The sequence below is a fragment of the Sphingomonas faeni genome (assembly GCF_023195535.1).
GTDB lineage: Bacteria > Pseudomonadota > Alphaproteobacteria > Sphingomonadales > Sphingomonadaceae > Sphingomonas > Sphingomonas faeni_B.
This window is the reverse complement of sequence record NZ_JALPNF010000006.1, coordinates 171,460-186,743: the sequence shown is the minus strand read 5'-3', so window position 1 is coordinate 186,743 and position 15,284 is coordinate 171,460. Positions and strand designations below refer to the sequence as shown.

The following is a 15,284-nucleotide window of genomic DNA, read 5'->3' as shown; positions in this document are numbered from 1 at the left end:
CGTCATCCCAGCGAAAGCTGGGATCTCCCGGTGATAGCGCGCGCCCTTGCCGCGGGAGACCCCAGCTTTCGCTGGGGTGACGGCGTGGGCTGAGATGACGGCGTAGGCTGGGATGGTGGCGTGGGTTGGGGTGACGGATCGGCCAGAGGCGACCACTTCCAGGACGGCGTTCAAACTCAAGCCGCATCCTCGGCATCGAGACCGTACGCGGTGTGCAGCACGCGCACCGCCAGCTCGGTATAATCCTCTTCGATCAGCACGCTGACCTTGATCTCCGACGTCGCGATCGCCTGGATGTTGATCCCGCGCTCGCCGAGCGTGGTGAACATCGTCGACGCGACGCCCGCATGGCTGCGCATCCCGACACCGACCACCGACACCTTGGCGACGCGCGTGTCGTGGACGATCGTCGCATAGCCGATCGCGTCCTTCGCCTTGTCGAGCACGTCGAGCGAGCGCGCCAGATCCGCCGACGGCACCGTGAACGTCACGTCCGTGGAGCCGGTCGAATGCGCGACGTTCTGCACGATCATGTCGACGTTGATTCCCGCCTCGGCGAGCGGTGCGAAGATCGCGGCGACCGAACCCGGCCGATCGCTGACCTGCGTCAGGGTGATCTTCGCCTCGTTCTTGTCGTGCGCGATGCCGGTGATGAGCTGGCGTTCCATATCGTCGATTTCCTCTTCGCCCACGATGAGCGTGCCACGATGTCCGTCATTGGTATCGCCGTCTTCGAACGAAGACAGCACGCGCACGCGCACATTCTCTTTCATCGCCAGGCCTACAGACCGCGTCTGCAGCACCTTGGCACCGACGCTGGCGAGTTCCAGCATCTCTTCGTACGTGACCTTGCTGAGTTTGCGCGCGCGCGGCACGATCCTGGGGTCGGTCGTGTAGACGCCATCGACGTCGGTATAGATGTCGCAGCGATCCGCCTTCATCGCCGCCGCCATCGCGACCGCCGACGTATCCGAGCCGCCGCGGCCGAGCGTGGTAACGCGCTGGCCGTCCGCGACACCCTGGAAACCGGGAATCACGGCCACGACACCGTCAGCAAGGCTCGCGTCGAGCGCGGCCGTGTCGATCTCGCCGATGCGTGCAGATCCATGCGCGTCCGACGTGTTGATCGGCAACTGCCAGCCGAGCCACGACCGGGCCTTGCACCCAGCCGCCTGGAGCGCGATCGCGAGCAAACCACTCGTAATCTGCTCGCCGGCCGAGACGACGACGTCATATTCCTTCGCATCGTACAGCGACGACGCCTCGCGGCAGAAGCCGACCAGCCGGTCGGTCTCGCCCGCCATCGCGGAGACGACGACGGCGACCTGGTTGCCGGCGTCGACTTCGCGCTTCACGCGCGCGGCGACGTTGCGGATCCGCTCGATCCCAGCCATCGACGTCCCGCCGAATTTCATCACGATACGGGCCATTGGCAGCGCAAATCCCTTTGGGTCGAAGCGGCGGCCCTGATAGGTAGCGCGCATGATACTGGCAAGTGACACCGTAAACGGCGCAACAATCGATCCGCGCGAGGCCGCGCATTTCGGCACGATGGCGAAGGACTGGTGGGATCCGAAGGGCTCGTCCGCCCCGCTCCACAAGCTCAACCCGCCGCGCCTGCGCTACATTCGCGAACAGGTCGACGCGCATTGGGGTGGCGATGGTTCGACCTTCACGCCGCTGGCGGGCAAGACCGCGCTCGACGTCGGCTGCGGCGCAGGGCTGCTGTGCGAACCGCTCGCCCGGCTCGGCGCGGCGGTCACGGGGATCGATGCAGCGCCCGAGAATATCGCGGTGGCGGAGATACATGCAGGCCAGAGCGGGCTGGCGATCGACTATCGCGCAGGGGGTGTCGAGGGGCTGGTCGGGCAGTTCGATCTCGTCACCAGCCTCGAGGTGATCGAGCATGTCAGCGACCCCGCCGGCTTTGTTCGAGGCCTGGCGCGGACGCTGGCGGAGGGCGGGTTGCTGATCTTGTCGACGCCCAACCGGACCCCGTTGTCACGATTGGCGATGATCACCGTGGCGGAAGGTGCCGGGGTGATTCCCAAGGGCACGCACGACTGGAACAAGTTCCTGACGCCCGAGGAACTGACCGCGCTGCTGAAGGACGCAGGTCTCCGCGTGACGGATACGCGCGGGCTGAGCTTCTCGCCGGCGACCGGGTTCACGCTGAGCGATTCGACGAGCCTCGACTATTTCCTGACCGCGGTAAAAGCCTGACCTTGCCCCCTTCCCCTCCACCCCGGCGAAGGCCGGGGCCCAATTGGGAAGGCCGCGGTAACGGAGCGCCGTCCTCAATCATAACCGTCCCCCAATTGGGCCCCGGCCTCCGCCGGGGTGGCGGGAAGCGAGGCGGTGGCATTCGTGGTTGAGCACACCCCTCCCCAACCATGTTCACCCGCGAAGGCGGGTGCCCAGTCTGTGCACCCGCCTTCGCGAGTGAACACACTTCTGATGCTCGCAGGGCTAGCGATCCTCTTCGTCACCCTCGCCCTCCTCCGCCCGGTAGACCACGACGAATCCCAATACGTCGCCGCCGCCGCGCTAACCGCCCACGGCCTCCTCCCGTACCGAGACTTCGCCTACCTCCAGACCCCGCTCCAGCCCTACCTGTTCGCCCCCATCGCAGCCCTGGCCCAAAGCTGGACCTGGCCAGCCCTCCGCATCCTCAACGCCCTCCTCGGCGTCGCGACGATAGCCTTCGTCCACACCGCAGCCCGAACCCTCGGCGCAAAACCCAAAGCCGCGCTCACCTGCGCAGCCCTGTTCGCCACCTGCGACATCCTCCTCTTCAGCATCGGCACGGCCCGCAACGACGCGCTCCCCGCGGCCCTGCTAGCCGCAGCCCTCCCCCTGATCGTCCGCCCTGCAACCACGCGAAAAACCGCGGCGCTAGCCGGCCTCCTCCTCGCCAGCGCCGCCGCCGCGAAGATCTCCTACGCGTTCCCCGCGCTAGCCTACGGCCTCTACGCGCTGGTCGACCGCCGCCACCGCCCCATCGCGATCCTGCTCGGCACGCTCCCGGTCGTCGCCTTCTTCACCTGGACCTATGCCACCAGCCCGGCCGGCTTCGTATTCGGCACCTTCACCTTCCCGGCCCGCGGCCCCGCCGAATATTACGCGCTACGCCCGTGGAAGATGTCGCTGCCCGCCAAGGCGATCGACACGCTCAAGTTCCTCGCACTCGGCGCAGCCCTGCCCGCGCTAGCCCTGATCGCGCGCGACGCATGGCACCGCCGCACAATGGGATTGCTCGACTGGCTGATCCTCGCCGGCCTGATCGCCGCACTGCTGCCGTTCCCGACCTGGCGCCAATATCTCCTCCCCGCCCTGCCCGCGCTGTTCGTCCGCCTGTCGCTGATCCCGCCCCCAAGCCCCGCGTGGCGGATCGCCGTCGCGATATTCGCCACCGCCGGCCTCGCCCCCTCGGTCGCAGCGCTGGCGGACTCGGATAGCCTGTCGCTCACCCAAGCCCTCCGCGAAGGCCGGGCGGTCGGCCGCATGCTGGACCGACACGGAGTCGAAGGCCCGATCGCGACGCTATCCCCGCAAATCCTCCCCGCAGCGAATCGCCTGCCGGACCCCGCCTTCGCCACCGGCCCCTTCTATTTCCGCAGCACGACCCTGCTAGCCGCATCCCAGGAACGCGCGCTCCACCTGATCTCACGAGCGCGCATGAAACTCGACGGATCGACGATCCTAACCGGCGGCGAAGGCCCCGCGACCAGCGGCGACGCCAGCCTCGACCAAGCCCTCGCCACCGGCGCGCTCAAGGCCGGTTACAATCCGATCCCGATCCCCGGCACGCGCTTCACCGCGTTCAGGCCGCCAGCCCGCGCCCCTGCTTCGCCGCGACCAGCCCCGCATAATAGTCCATGAGTTCGACCGCATGCTCGCGGTCGCTACGGACATGCCGCGCCGCCACCGCCGCCGCCCGCCGGAGCATAGCCGGATCCCGCGCAAACAGCCGCCCGATCGCCGCCGCCGCACTCTCCGCATCGCGCGCCGCATAGAGTTCGCTGGCGTGGCGGTCGGCCACTTCCGCGCACCCGCCCGTATCCGGCACGATCAGCGGCAGGCCCGACGCCATCGCCTCCGACGCGACCAGCCCGAACGGCTCCGCCTCCGACCCGTGGATCAGCGCATCGCAACTCGCCATGATCCGCGCGAGCCGCTCGCGGTCATAGACCGGCGCGAACATCCGGATATGCGGCGATCCGCCGATCCGCCGCTGGATCGCCTTGGTCTGCGCACCCGCGCCGATCAGGACCAGTCCGACCGGCAGAGTCGCCCCTGCCCGCGCCACCGCATCGACCACCAAGGGCCAGCGCTTCTCGCCGTGATGGCGCCCGAGCCCGAGCAGCAGCATGCCGTCCTCGGGCAAGCCGCACTGCCGCAGCAACGCCGCGCGTAACCGCGTATCGCGCAGCTCAGGGGAGAAATGCCCGCGCTCGATCCCCAGCGGCATTGCGGCATCGATCCGGACGCCACGCGCGCGCAACCGCTTTTCCAGCGCCGGGCCGTTGGTGACGACGACGTCGTATTTCTCGAGAAAGCGGTTCATGTACCGGCTGTACCAGGCGAACCCGCGCTCGATCTGGTCGTGGCTCGCGACGCCTGCGAACCAGCGCTGCGCATAGGCCGCGATATTGTCGTTGTGCATGAAGAAGGACTTCACCGCGCGTCCCTGCCAGTCGCCGACGAACCACGCCGGGCGCCACGGCGAGCAGCACTCGACCACGTCCGGATCCAGATCGTCGAGCACGCGGTGGATCGCCGCCCGGTCCCAGAACAGCCCGTAGTTGCGATCGAACGGCATCCCCGGCGACTTGAGGTAGAGGATCCGCCCGCCGCCCGGTCGCTCCTCGACGCGGTCCTCCTTGCCGGGCGCGACGACGATCAGTTCGTGACCCATGTCCGCCATGATGCCCATCTTGCGGTCGACATAGGTCCGCACGCCGCCGCCGGTCGGCGAGTAGAATTCGTTGACGTCGACAATTCTCACGGGACGATTCTCACGGGACGATTCTCGCAGCCGGGTCTCACAGCCGGGCCCTCATGGCGTGACGGGCCCGAAGCCGCCGAGCCCGCGCAGATACTGCACGGTGATCCGCACCGTCGTCACCCCCGCACCGACCTCGACCAGCGCCTGCTCGACCTTGGGCCGCGATCGCCCGAGCTTCAAATTGCTCGCGAACCCGGCGCCGTCGGTCCAGAAACTGAACTTGTTCTTCCCATCGCGATTATGCGTCAGCAACAGCGCATAACGGCCCAGCCGCGGCACCCGTATGCACAGCATCGGCACGCCCTTCGCAGGCGTCGGCACCACCACCCGCCGGAACGTCTTGCCTGCCGCGATCAGAACGCGGTCGTCCTTCAGAAAATCGGCTTCATCCCCGGGATAGAGCTCGAGCTTCAACTCGCCGATGCGATCCTTCAGTCCGGTGACTTCGACTGCGATCGCCGGACCTTCGCCCGGCCGACACGCCGCCGCATCGCTGCCGAGCAGCTGCGCCCCGGCGGGTCCTGCAAATGCGGCTATCGCGGCCAGCGCGACACAGGCGCGGATCATGCGCGCAGCCGGGTGAGCCCGGCATGGATGCCGAACAGGATGATCAGCGCGACATGCACCAGCAAGGTCAGCGCAGCGGTGAACGCGATCAGCTCGGACAAGGCCTGGTCCTGCCCGATCAACAGGATCGCGGCGTTGGCGAACAGCAGGTCCTTGTTCGGCACCAGCGGCAGGCGCGATACCAGCAGGCGCCCGGCGGCGAGGAACAGCCACATGCCCACCGGTACGCCCGGCAGCGCGAAATGCCACGCGAACGCGATCAGCACCGATCCGCACAGCAGCCGGATGCAGTGGATCCCGAACACCCACCACAGCTTCGCGCGCGGCAGGGAGAACACGCGGCGCGAGAAGATCAGGAACGGCAGCGAGATCGCCAGCGTCACGCCTGCCGATGCCAACACCGTCCGGAACTGGTCGTGCGTCAGCAGATGCCGGCCGAGCGGCAAGGCGATCGCCACCAGCAGCAATGTCACCGCATTGCCCGCGATCGCCGACAGGATCGTGACGTCCTTCACCGCGCCGAACGGCGACGCCACCATTCGCGCCTTCGCTCGCGCCCAGGCGTAGAAATACGCGTCGCCAGAATAGCCGAACACGACTTCGTTCGCGATCCGCTTCTTGATCAGCGCGACCAGCCCGCCGAGCGGAATCCCCCAGAGTCGGCGGAAGATCACGTAATCCCCGGTCGGCGGCGACATGTAGAGCAGGCCGAAGCACAGATAGAAGCGCGGATCCTGCGGCACCGAGCGCGAAAGCCCCGCAAGACCATGCCCGAGCAGTTCGCGGCCCAGCCCGACGATCATCGCCAGCGTCAGCAGCGCGCCGATGATCGCCGGCCAGCGGCTGCCGAGCGTCTTCAGCGGCTCGAGCCCGGCGCGCGCGATATCCGCATAGCCCTCGGACTCGCCTGTCTTCGCCATACGCGTAATCACTCGCCGTTCCTCAAGCCATTGCCCTCATAGCCGTTTCGGCGCTGGCCGCCCGGCACAATAGCCGTCCGGCACCGCCTGTGCACGCAAAGTCGGTTTCAATCGGTCGCGATCTCCGCTTTACCCATCGCGCACTATGATGACCCCGATATGTCAGTCCTGATCGGACCGCCGAACGCGCGGCACATCCTGACCTATGCGAAGGATCTGCGCGGTGGCGGCGTCGAGCGCGCGCAACTGCGTCTCGCGCGGGGCTGGCTGGCGGCGGGGCGGCGGGTGACGCTGGCGATCGAGGATGTTGCCGGGCCGCTGGCGACGGAGTTGCCGGAGGGGCTGGAGATCGTGACGCCCTCGCGGTTGCTGGCATTGCCGGGCGTCGTCCGCCGCCTGTCGCCGGACGTGATCTTCTGTCCCGGCAATTTCTACACGGGGATCGCGGCGTGGACCCGGCTGCGGCTCGGCAAGACCTGTCCGCCGATCGTCGCCAAGATGTCCAACGCGCCTGCACGGGCGGATCATAGCCGGCTGATGCACGCGGCGCACCAGGTCTGGCTGGCGCGGCACGGCAGCTTCCTCGATCACCTCGTGGCGATGACTCCGGCGACTGCGGAGGAGGCGGCGCGGGCGACGCGGATGGTCGGGCGGACGAGCGTCATTCCGAACCCGCCGGCGGTGCCGATTCCGGGAAAAGTGCCGGACCTGCCTGATCGTTTCATTCTCGGCGTCGGTCGGCTCGAACTGCAGAAGCGCTGGGACCGGCTAATCGCCGCGCTGCCGCTGCTGGCGGACCGGACGATACCGCTGGTTATCCTCGGCGAAGGGAGCGAGCGGGGCGCGATCAAGGCTCAGGTTCGAGAACTTGCCTTGGGGGACCGCGTCCTCCTGCTCGGCCACAGCGGCGATCCCCTCCCGGTGATGGCCCGCGCGACTGTGCTGGCGCTGACCTCCGATTACGAAGGCGTGCCGGGGGTGTTGCGCGAGGCGCTGTCGGTCGGGACGCCGGTGGTCTCGACCGATTCGAGCGCGGCGGTGGCGGAGATCGTCGACCGGCCCGATCGCGGCACGGTTGTCGCGAGAGACGACGCCGCCGCGCTGGTCGATGCGCTGGACGCGTGGCTTGCGCCGACCGTGCAGCGGCCGGAGCCGGTCCCGCAACCGGGTGCCGACTCGGCGGAGCGCTACCTTGCTCTCTTCGACCAGATGGTAGGACGGTAATTTCCTACTTTTTTCCCCGCCCCATTATCGGTCTCCGCCCCCACCTTCCGTCATCCCCGCGGACGCGGGAACCCATATCCTCAGGGGTTTGCCAGTATGGGTCCCCGCGTCCGCGGGGATGACGGAAGGTGGATAAGCTAAATCAAGTCAGTCCCTAGCCTCACCAACCGCCTCAGCCTTCTCCTCTTCCCGCGCCGAACGCCGCTCCAAGGCCGTCTTCAGCATCGCAGTCATCGGGTCAGCCAGCGCCAGCCCCAAGATCCCGAACAGCGCGCTTGCCAAAATCTGCGCACCCAAGGTCAACGCCGGTGGCAGATCCACCGTACGCTTCGCCACCATCGGCACGATCACATACCCGTCGATCGTCTGCACCACGAGATACGTGCCGATCGCCCAATAGCCCGTGTCGAGGCCCGCGCTGAACCCGACCGCGACCATCAGCACGCCGGTCACGATCGCGCCGACGTTCGGGATGAACGCCAGGATGCCCGCGATGATGCCAAGCAGCATCGCCATCGGCACGCCACCGATCGTCAGCGCGATACCCGTCGCGACACCCTCGACCGCCATGCCCAGCAGGCGCCCGGCGAGCAGCTTGCGCAACGTGTCGCCCATCTTGACCAACGTCTTGGCGAATTCGGGCCGCAGGTCGATCGGCACCATCCACTGGAGCCCGCGCGAATAGGTCCCCGGATCCATCGCGATGAACAGTCCGAGGATCAGGATCATGAACATGCTGGTCAGCGCGCCGATCGCGGTGCCGACCCACGATGTCACCCGCCCGACCGAGCCCAGCGCCTGCTTGACGATCCCGTTGACGTCCGACGCGCCTGGCATCAGCCCCTGCGCACTCAGATAGCTCGTGAAGCGATTGGCCTGCGATTCCAGCGTCGAGCGCAACTGCATGACCTGCTCGGTCACCTGCACGCCCGTCAGGACGAAGGTGCCGACCAGGAACGCGAACGTCAGCAGCACGACGATCAGCAACCGCCAGCCGCGCCCGATCGGCAGCACCCGACCGAGCAACCGCACGCCGCCATCGAGCAACGCCGCGAACACCACGCCGGCAAATATGATCAGCAACGGCTGGACTAGCACGATCAGCAGCGCGATCACGCAGGCAAGCCCGAGCCAGATGATCGCGCGCTTCAGTTCCTTGCGCAGGAACGGATCGCGCATCTCGACCGGGCTGAGTTCGGTGACGGCTTTATCGTCGGCCACCTCAATCGGCCTTGGCGGGATGCAGCGACGTACCGGCGCGATCCGGCCGCAGCGATCCCCACCACGTCAGCGGATTGAACGTCGCATCGCCGTCGAGGCTGAAAGTGATGAACTCCGCACGGCCGCCGAGATTCTCGTACGGCACCGGCCCGCCGAGCCCGAGCTGGCTGAGCGCGAACCGGCTGTCGGCGGAGCGATCGCGGTTGTCGCCCATCAGGAAGACATGGTTCGCGGGGATCGTGATCTCCGCGAAATTGTCGCCCTGGCTATCCGATTCGAGATCGATCGTCTCGTAGCGACGGCCGTTCGGCAGAGTCTCGGTATAGGTCGGCAGGCGGCACATTGCGCGACCGTCGGGCAGCGTCTCGCGCGCGCCGGGATAGTCGATCTCGCTGCACGGGCTGTTGGTGTCGACCGGGATCAGCGTGTCGTGCAAGGGGCCGCGCTTCACCGCGACGCCGTTGAGGAACACGATCCCGCCGCGCACGGCCAGTCTGTCGCCCGGCAGGCCGATGACGCGCTTGATATAGTCGTTATGCGTGCCTGGCGGCGTCACGATCACCACGTCGCCGCGCGTCGGCAGCGAGCCGAACAGCCGGCCGTGGATGAACGGCAGCGAGACGCTCCAGCTGTCTTCCTGCTGGCGCAACACGACGCCCTTGAAGATCGCGACCGGGTTCGGGATCGTCGGCGAAACGAACGACCAGCCATAGGCGAACTTGGTCACCACCAGACGGTCGCCGATGCGCAGGCCCGGCAGCATCGATTCGCTGGGGATATAGAAGGGCTTGGCGATGAAGCTGTGGAAGCCGAGCACGACCAGGATCAGCCAGAAGATCCCCTTCACCTCGCCCCACCAGTCGGTGCCGCGGCGGCGGGTCGTTTCAGACGTGGCGCCGGCCGGTGGCGCGGTATCGGCCGCGGTCGTCTGCGCGAGGGGCTTTTCCTGGAACTCGTTGCCGTCCAACGCCGCGTCCTTCATCGATTCATATCCAGGCTCGTGTCCGGAGATATCACAGGTATAGCTTCGATGATCACGAAGGCCTGCGCCCACGGATGATCATCCGTCATCGTCAGATGCACGCGCGCGGCGTGGCCTTCGGGGGTCAACGCGTCAAGCCTCGCTTTGGCGCCCCCGGTCAACGCCAGCGTCGGCGCGCCGCTGCGTGCGTTGACCACGCCGATATCGCGCATGAACACGCCCGCGCGAAACCCGGTCCCGACCGCCTTCGAAAACGCCTCCTTGGCCGCAAACCGCTTCGCCAGCGTCCCCGCCTTGGTAAAAGGCCGCCGCGCCGCCTTAGCCCGCTCGACATCTGTAAAGACGCGCTGCTCGAACCGCTCCCCGAACCGCTCGACCGACGCAGCGATCCGCTCGATGTTGCACAGGTCGGACCCGAGCCCGATGATCATGGCCGCACCCCAACCCCGTCATCCCAGCGAAAGCTGGGATCTCGTGCCGCAAGGGGACGCTTCGTCACCATGATATCCCAGCTTTCGCTGGGATGACGGCTGCGGCTTCTACCGCGCCGCATCCATAGCCTCACGCATAAGCCGAACCGCTTCACCAAGCCCGACGAACAGTGCCTCCCCGACCAGGAAATGCCCGATGTTCAGCTCCCGAACCTGCCGGATAGCCGCGATCGGCGCGACGTTGTCGTAGGTCAGGCCGTGCCCCGCGTGCACCTCGATGCCGTTCTTCGCCGCCAGCGCCGCCGCATCGGTCAGCCGGCGCAGTTCCACCGTCCGCGCCTCGCCAGACAGCTCCGCGTAGAGCCCGGTGTGCAGTTCGATCACCGGCACCTTGAGCCGCACCGCCGCCTCGATCTGCCGCGCGTCCGGTTCGATGAACAGCGACACGCGGATCCCCGCTCCCGCGAGTGTGTCGACCAGCCGCGCCATCCGGTCGTAGTGCCCGGCGACGTCGAGCCCGCCCTCGGTGGTGAGTTCCTCGCGCTTTTCCGGCACGATGCACGCGGCGTGCGGCTTGTGGCGCAGCGCGATCCCGAGCATCTCGTCGGTCGCTGCCATCTCAAGGTTGAGCGGGATCGTCAGTTCGGCCGACAGCCGCGCGATGTCGTCGTCGGTGATGTGCCGACGATCCTCGCGCAGATGCGCGGTGATTCCGTCCGCCCCCGCCGCCGCCGCGACCAGCGCCGCGCGTACCGGATCCGGATAGCCAGCCCCTCGCGCATTCCGCACGGTCGCGACGTGGTCGATGTTGACGCCGAGGCGGAGGTGGTCGTTGCCGGCGGGGCTCATGCCGCCGCCCTGCTGCCGGGCTTGATCGCGGGGATCGCGGCCAGTTCGGGTGGCAACGCATTCGCCGGATAGGTCGGCACGTCGAGCCGGATCAGCGGGAAGAACGGCACGCCGAGATCCGCCGTTCCGTTCGAGCGATCCACCAGCGATGCCGCCGCGACGGTCACGCCGCCCGCGCGCCCGATCGCCGCGATCGCCTCGCGAGACGACAGTCCGGTGGTGACGACGTCTTCCATCATAAGCACGCGCTGGCCGGGCGCGAGCCGGAACCCACGGCGGAGCTCGAATACGCCGTCGGGCCGCTCGAGGAATACCGCCTCGACACCCAGCGCGCGGCCCATCTCGTGTCCGGCGATTACGCCGCCCATCGCCGGCGACACCACGATGTCGATCTGCGCGCGCAAGTCCGCCGGGATCGACGCCACCAGCGCCTCCGACAACCGGGCGCCTCGCGCCGGATCCATCAAAACCCGCGCGCATTGCAGGTAGCGCGAACTGCGGAGGCCCGAGGACAGGATGAAATGCCCTTCGAGCAACGCTTCGGCAGCGCGGAATTCGGCGAGCACGTCGTCTTCGGTCATCGCGGGTCATCGCTCCAAATGGTCTGCCCGCGCTGATACGAGCGCGGGAATGGCCGTGCAACGAGAACCGGCGCTTCGGGCATCACACGTCACCACAGCTCGCCATCACCCCCCGCCCGTTATCACCCCGGCCCGTCAACCTGACGAAAGTCAGGACCCAGCATACCGAACGCCACCCCCGTGGCTCTGGGTCCTGACTTCCGTCAGGATGACGGAGTGTGGTGCCAGGATGACGGAGTATGGCATCATGACGCCGGAGCGTGGCTTCAGGACGGCGGAGCGTGGCGCCGGGATGACGGGGGGGGGGGTGAAGCGATGGTTAGAGACAATGCTTGAGGCAAGCCCCCCTGCCGGGTATAGCCGTGAACAAATTATAAGCAGACATCCGCGCGTCCGTGATATCGGGTTCGCTATAAACCGGGGTCAAGAATAACGATGCGCAAGATGGGGATGAGAGGATTTGCGATGGCAGCGGGGCTCGCACTGGCGAGTCTCGGTGGTGTCGCCGGGCATGCGGCCCAGCCTGCAAGCACGCCGACGAACACGCCAGCAGCGGCACCCGCACCGCAGGCCGCGGCAGCGCCGGGTGGTGTCTCCAACACCGCGCCGACCACATCGGCCGCGACGCCGACCGCCAACCCGTCCAGCCCCGAACTCGCGATGGACGGTGCGCCGGCGATGACGGCCAAGCCGATGATCGGCCAGCCGACCGACGGCCTGTTCGGCCTCCAGCCCCAGGTGACCAAGAACGGCCAGTTCGCGCACTGGATGCACAATTCGATCCTGGTGCCGACGATCACGATCATCTCGCTGTTCGTGCTCGCGCTGCTGTTCTGGGTGTCGTTCCGCTATCGCAAGGCCCGCAATCCGGTCGCGTCGAAGACCAGCCACAACACTTTCATCGAGATCATCTGGACACTCGCGCCGGTCGTGATCCTCGTGCTGATCGCGGTCCCCTCGATCGGGCTACTCCAGGCGCAGTTCAAGCCGGCGCCATCGGGCGCGGTGACGCTCAAGGCGATCGGCAATCAATGGTATTGGACCTATCAGTATCCAGACAATGGCGGCTTCGAGATTACCGCCAACATGCTGAAGGAGAAGGGTGAGGTCGCTGCCGGCGAGCGCGCCCGTGTCGATGCCGACGGTCCCAAGCTGCTTGCCACCGACAACCGCATCGTCCTGCCCGTGGGCGTGCCGATCCGCCTGATCACGACGTCGAACGACGTGATCCACAGCTGGGCGGTTCCGGCGTTCTGGATCAAGCTCGACGCGATCCCCGGTCGCCTGAACGAGACGAGCTTCACGATCGACAAGCCCGGCCTGTATTTCGGCCAGTGCTCGGAACTGTGCGGCGCGCGCCACGGCTATATGCCGATCGCGGTCGAGGCCGTTCCGCCCGCCGAATACGCGGCCTGGGTCCGCGCCAAGGGCGGCACGATGCCGACCCCCGGCAAGGCGTCCGACAAGGTCATCCCGCAGCCCGGCGCCGACGGCTCCGCGGCGAAGGTCGAGGAGGCTGCGGAAACCGCCAACGCCACCGGCCCGGTCGAGAACGTGACCACCGCAGCGCCCGCAACGACGCAGGGCGCCACCTCAAACCCGGCCGGCGCCGGCAACGCGGGACTGTAAGATGACCGACATCGCTCTCCATCCGTCGGCGTTCGTAAGCCACGAAGCGCACGACCATCACCACGATACCGATCACAAACCGGGCTTCTTCGCGCGTTGGTTCATGTCGACCAACCACAAGGACATCGGCACGCTGTACCTGATCTTCGCGATCGTCGCGGGGATCATCGGCGGCTCGGTCTCGGGCCTCATGCGCGCCGAATTGGCGCATCCCGGCATCCAGTATCTCCAGGGCTGGGCGTCGATGCTTCACGGCGGCAGCGCCAGCCTCGACGAATCGCTCCATCTCTGGAACGTGCTGATCACCGCGCATGGCCTGATCATGGTGTTCTTCATGGTCATGCCCGCCATGGTCGGCGGGTTCGGCAACTGGTTCGTGCCGATCATGATCGGCGCGCCGGACATGGCGTTCCCGCGCATGAACAACGTCTCGTTCTGGCTGCTGATCCCCGCCTTCACGCTGCTGCTCGCTTCGCCGTTCTTCGGTGGCGCTGGTAACGGCTGGACGCTCTACGCCCCGCTCTCGACGTACGGCGAGCCCGGACCGTCGACCGACATGGCGATCCTCGCGCTCCATCTCGCGGGTGCATCGTCGATCCTCGGCGCGATCAACTTCATCACGACGATCTTCAACATGCGTGCGCCGGGCATGACGCTGCACAAGATGCCGCTGTTCGTGTGGTCGATGCTCGTCACCGCGTTCCTGCTGCTGCTGGCGCTGCCGGTGCTCGCCGCGGCGATCACGATGCTGCTGACCGATCGCAACTTCGGCACGACGTTCTTCGATCCGGCCGGCGGCGGCGATCCCGTCCTGTACCAGCATCTGTTCTGGTTCTTCGGCCATCCCGAAGTCTACATCATGATCCTGCCGGGCTTCGGCATCGTCAGCCAGATCATCTCGACGTTCAGCCGCAAGCCGGTCTTCGGCTATCTCGGCATGGCCTATGCGATGGTCGCGATCGGCGTGGTCGGGTTCGTCGTGTGGGCGCACCACATGTTCACCACCGGCCTCAGCGTGAACACCAAGATGTACTTCACCGCGGCGACGATGGTCATCGCGGTGCCGACCGGCATCAAGATCTTCTCGTGGATCGCGACGATGTGGGGCGGTTCGCTGACCTTCAAGACCCCGATGGTGTGGTCGATCGGGTTCATCTTCATGTTCACCGTCGGCGGCGTGACCGGCGTGGTGCTCGCCAATGGCGGCATCGACGATTACATGCAGGACACCTACTACGTGGTGGCGCATTTCCACTATGTGCTGTCACTGGGTGCGGTGTTCTCGCTGTTCGCCGGGTTCTATTACTGGTTCCCGAAGATGTCGGGGAAGATGTACAACGAGTTCCTCGGCCAGCTGCACTTCTGGGTGTTCTTCATCGGCGTGAACGTGATGTTCTTCCCGATGCATTTCCTGGGTCTCCAGGGCATGCCGCGCCGCATTCCGGACTACACGCCGGAATACGAGCATTGGAACACGGTCGCTTCGGTGGGCTACATGATCATGGGCGCAGGCATGGCGGTGTTCTTCGTCAACCTGATCTGGTCGATGATCGCGGGCAAGCCGGCGGGCGACAACCCCTGGGGCGACGGCGCGACGACGCTGGAGTGGACGATCTCCTCGCCGCCACCGTACCACCAGTTCGAGACCCTGCCGAAGATCGATTAGGGCGGAGAAAGGGCCATCAGGCCCCCGCCCGGCCGGCGCGGCAACGCCGCGTCCGACGACACGGGATTTACTCCCGTGTCGGGGCCAGCCAAGAAAGAGAACGCCTCGGGGAAACCAGGGGCGTTTTTTATTAGGGAAGGCAGTACCGCTGGCGTCGACACGCGAACGCTCCCCCGCCGCGCCACGTCATCCTGACGAAAGTCAGG

Annotated in this window: 14 protein-coding genes; 5 read left to right on the top strand and 9 right to left on the bottom strand. The window is 66.8% G+C overall.

Annotated features, from left to right (window positions below; genetic code table 11):
• Nucleotides 1-176 precede the first annotated feature (176 nt).
• Complete coding sequence (locus SPHN_RS13100) at nt 177-1,430, bottom strand: aspartate kinase (RefSeq protein WP_248523954.1); 1,254 nt, start codon at nt 1,428-1,430, stop codon at nt 177-179.
• A 52-nt stretch (nt 1,431-1,482) separates the two neighbouring features.
• Here SPHN_RS13100 and ubiG point away from each other — a divergent pair, with 52 nt between their 5' ends.
• The gene (gene ubiG, locus SPHN_RS13095) at nt 1,483-2,223 is read left to right on the top strand and encodes a bifunctional 2-polyprenyl-6-hydroxyphenol methylase/3-demethylubiquinol 3-O-methyltransferase UbiG (protein WP_248523952.1); all 741 of its coding nucleotides are present in this window, start codon (nt 1,483-1,485) and stop codon (nt 2,221-2,223) included.
• Nucleotides 2,224-2,457: 234 nt separating this feature from the next.
• Nucleotides 2,458-3,882: a DUF2029 domain-containing protein gene (locus tag SPHN_RS13090; RefSeq protein ID WP_248523949.1), complete on the top strand. Its 1,425-nt coding sequence runs from the start codon at nt 2,458-2,460 to the stop codon at nt 3,880-3,882.
• Here the strand turns inward: SPHN_RS13090 and SPHN_RS13085 are convergent.
• Genes SPHN_RS13085 through SPHN_RS13075 form a run of 3 tightly spaced genes read right to left on the bottom strand, consistent with a single transcriptional unit; the run spans nt 3,824 to nt 6,495 of the window.
• The gene (locus tag SPHN_RS13085) at nt 3,824-5,008 is read right to left on the bottom strand and encodes a glycosyltransferase (RefSeq protein ID WP_248523947.1); all 1,185 of its coding nucleotides are present in this window, start codon (nt 5,006-5,008) and stop codon (nt 3,824-3,826) included. The two genes, SPHN_RS13090 and SPHN_RS13085, sit on opposite strands and share 59 nt — an antisense overlap.
• Nucleotides 5,009-5,059: 51 nt before the next feature.
• On the bottom strand, nt 5,060-5,575 hold the full coding sequence (locus SPHN_RS13080; RefSeq protein ID WP_248523945.1) for a DUF2141 domain-containing protein: 516 nt from the start codon (nt 5,573-5,575) through the stop codon (nt 5,060-5,062).
• Nucleotides 5,572-6,495 (bottom strand): hypothetical protein, encoded by a 924-nt coding sequence (locus tag SPHN_RS13075; protein ID WP_248524043.1) that lies wholly within the window; start codon nt 6,493-6,495, stop codon nt 5,572-5,574. Before SPHN_RS13075 ends, SPHN_RS13080 begins: the two co-directional genes overlap by 4 nt.
• A 159-nt stretch (nt 6,496-6,654) precedes the next feature.
• Between SPHN_RS13075 and SPHN_RS13070 the strand changes: the two genes are divergently transcribed.
• On the top strand, nt 6,655-7,719 hold the full coding sequence (locus SPHN_RS13070) for a glycosyltransferase (protein ID WP_248523944.1): 1,065 nt from the start codon (nt 6,655-6,657) through the stop codon (nt 7,717-7,719).
• 147 nt (nt 7,720-7,866) lie between these two features.
• Here SPHN_RS13070 and SPHN_RS13065 read toward each other — a convergent pair whose 3' ends face one another.
• From SPHN_RS13065 to pyrE, 5 genes are all read right to left on the bottom strand, one after another.
• Nucleotides 7,867-8,898, bottom strand: a complete 1,032-nt coding sequence (locus SPHN_RS13065; RefSeq protein ID WP_282580572.1) for an AI-2E family transporter — start codon at nt 8,896-8,898, stop codon at nt 7,867-7,869.
• 43 nt (nt 8,899-8,941) lie between these two features.
• Entirely contained in the window at nt 8,942-9,922 is a 981-nt protein-coding gene (lepB, locus tag SPHN_RS13060; RefSeq protein WP_248523940.1) for a signal peptidase I, read from the bottom strand.
• The gene (acpS, locus tag SPHN_RS13055; protein ID WP_248523938.1) at nt 9,919-10,353 is read right to left on the bottom strand and encodes a holo-ACP synthase; all 435 of its coding nucleotides are present in this window, start codon (nt 10,351-10,353) and stop codon (nt 9,919-9,921) included. The genes lepB and acpS overlap by 4 nt, the downstream gene beginning before the upstream one ends.
• A gap of 108 nt (nt 10,354-10,461) precedes the next feature.
• Nucleotides 10,462-11,202: a pyridoxine 5'-phosphate synthase gene (locus tag SPHN_RS13050; RefSeq protein ID WP_248523936.1), complete on the bottom strand. Its 741-nt coding sequence runs from the start codon at nt 11,200-11,202 to the stop codon at nt 10,462-10,464.
• Nucleotides 11,199-11,783, bottom strand: coding sequence for an orotate phosphoribosyltransferase (gene pyrE, locus SPHN_RS13045; RefSeq protein WP_248523934.1), 585 nt, complete (start codon nt 11,781-11,783; stop codon nt 11,199-11,201). The genes SPHN_RS13050 and pyrE overlap by 4 nt, the downstream gene beginning before the upstream one ends.
• A 465-nt stretch (nt 11,784-12,248) precedes the next feature.
• Here pyrE and coxB point away from each other — a divergent pair, with 465 nt between their 5' ends.
• On the top strand, nt 12,249-13,412 hold the full coding sequence (gene coxB / locus SPHN_RS13040) for a cytochrome c oxidase subunit II (protein ID WP_248523932.1): 1,164 nt from the start codon (nt 12,249-12,251) through the stop codon (nt 13,410-13,412).
• A gap of 1 nt (nt 13,413) precedes the next feature.
• Nucleotides 13,414-15,078 (top strand): cytochrome c oxidase subunit I, encoded by a 1,665-nt coding sequence (ctaD, locus tag SPHN_RS13035; RefSeq protein WP_248523930.1) that lies wholly within the window; start codon nt 13,414-13,416, stop codon nt 15,076-15,078.
• Nucleotides 15,079-15,284: the final 206 nt, after the last annotated feature.

Excerpts from the sequence above, each read along its gene's own strand:
- SPHN_RS13100 (WP_248523954.1), bottom strand. The coding sequence starts at position 1,430 with ATGGCCCGTATCGTGATGAAATTCGGCGGGACGTCGATGGCTGGGATC.
- ubiG (WP_248523952.1), top strand. The coding sequence starts at position 1,483 with ATGATACTGGCAAGTGACACCGTAAACGGCGCAACAATCGATCCGCGC.
- SPHN_RS13090 (WP_248523949.1), top strand. The coding sequence starts at position 2,458 with ATGCTCGCAGGGCTAGCGATCCTCTTCGTCACCCTCGCCCTCCTCCGC.
- SPHN_RS13080 (WP_248523945.1), bottom strand. The coding sequence starts at position 5,575 with ATGATCCGCGCCTGTGTCGCGCTGGCCGCGATAGCCGCATTTGCAGGA.
- SPHN_RS13075 (WP_248524043.1), bottom strand. The coding sequence starts at position 6,495 with ATGGCGAAGACAGGCGAGTCCGAGGGCTATGCGGATATCGCGCGCGCC.
- SPHN_RS13070 (WP_248523944.1), top strand. The coding sequence starts at position 6,655 with ATGTCAGTCCTGATCGGACCGCCGAACGCGCGGCACATCCTGACCTAT.
- SPHN_RS13065 (WP_282580572.1), bottom strand. The coding sequence starts at position 8,898 with ATGCGCGATCCGTTCCTGCGCAAGGAACTGAAGCGCGCGATCATCTGG.
- lepB (WP_248523940.1), bottom strand. The coding sequence starts at position 9,922 with ATGAAGGACGCGGCGTTGGACGGCAACGAGTTCCAGGAAAAGCCCCTC.
- acpS (WP_248523938.1), bottom strand. The coding sequence starts at position 10,353 with ATGATCATCGGGCTCGGGTCCGACCTGTGCAACATCGAGCGGATCGCT.
- SPHN_RS13050 (WP_248523936.1), bottom strand. The coding sequence starts at position 11,202 with ATGAGCCCCGCCGGCAACGACCACCTCCGCCTCGGCGTCAACATCGAC.
- pyrE (WP_248523934.1), bottom strand. The coding sequence starts at position 11,783 with ATGACCGAAGACGACGTGCTCGCCGAATTCCGCGCTGCCGAAGCGTTG.
- coxB (WP_248523932.1), top strand. The coding sequence starts at position 12,249 with ATGGCAGCGGGGCTCGCACTGGCGAGTCTCGGTGGTGTCGCCGGGCAT.
- ctaD (WP_248523930.1), top strand. The coding sequence starts at position 13,414 with ATGACCGACATCGCTCTCCATCCGTCGGCGTTCGTAAGCCACGAAGCG.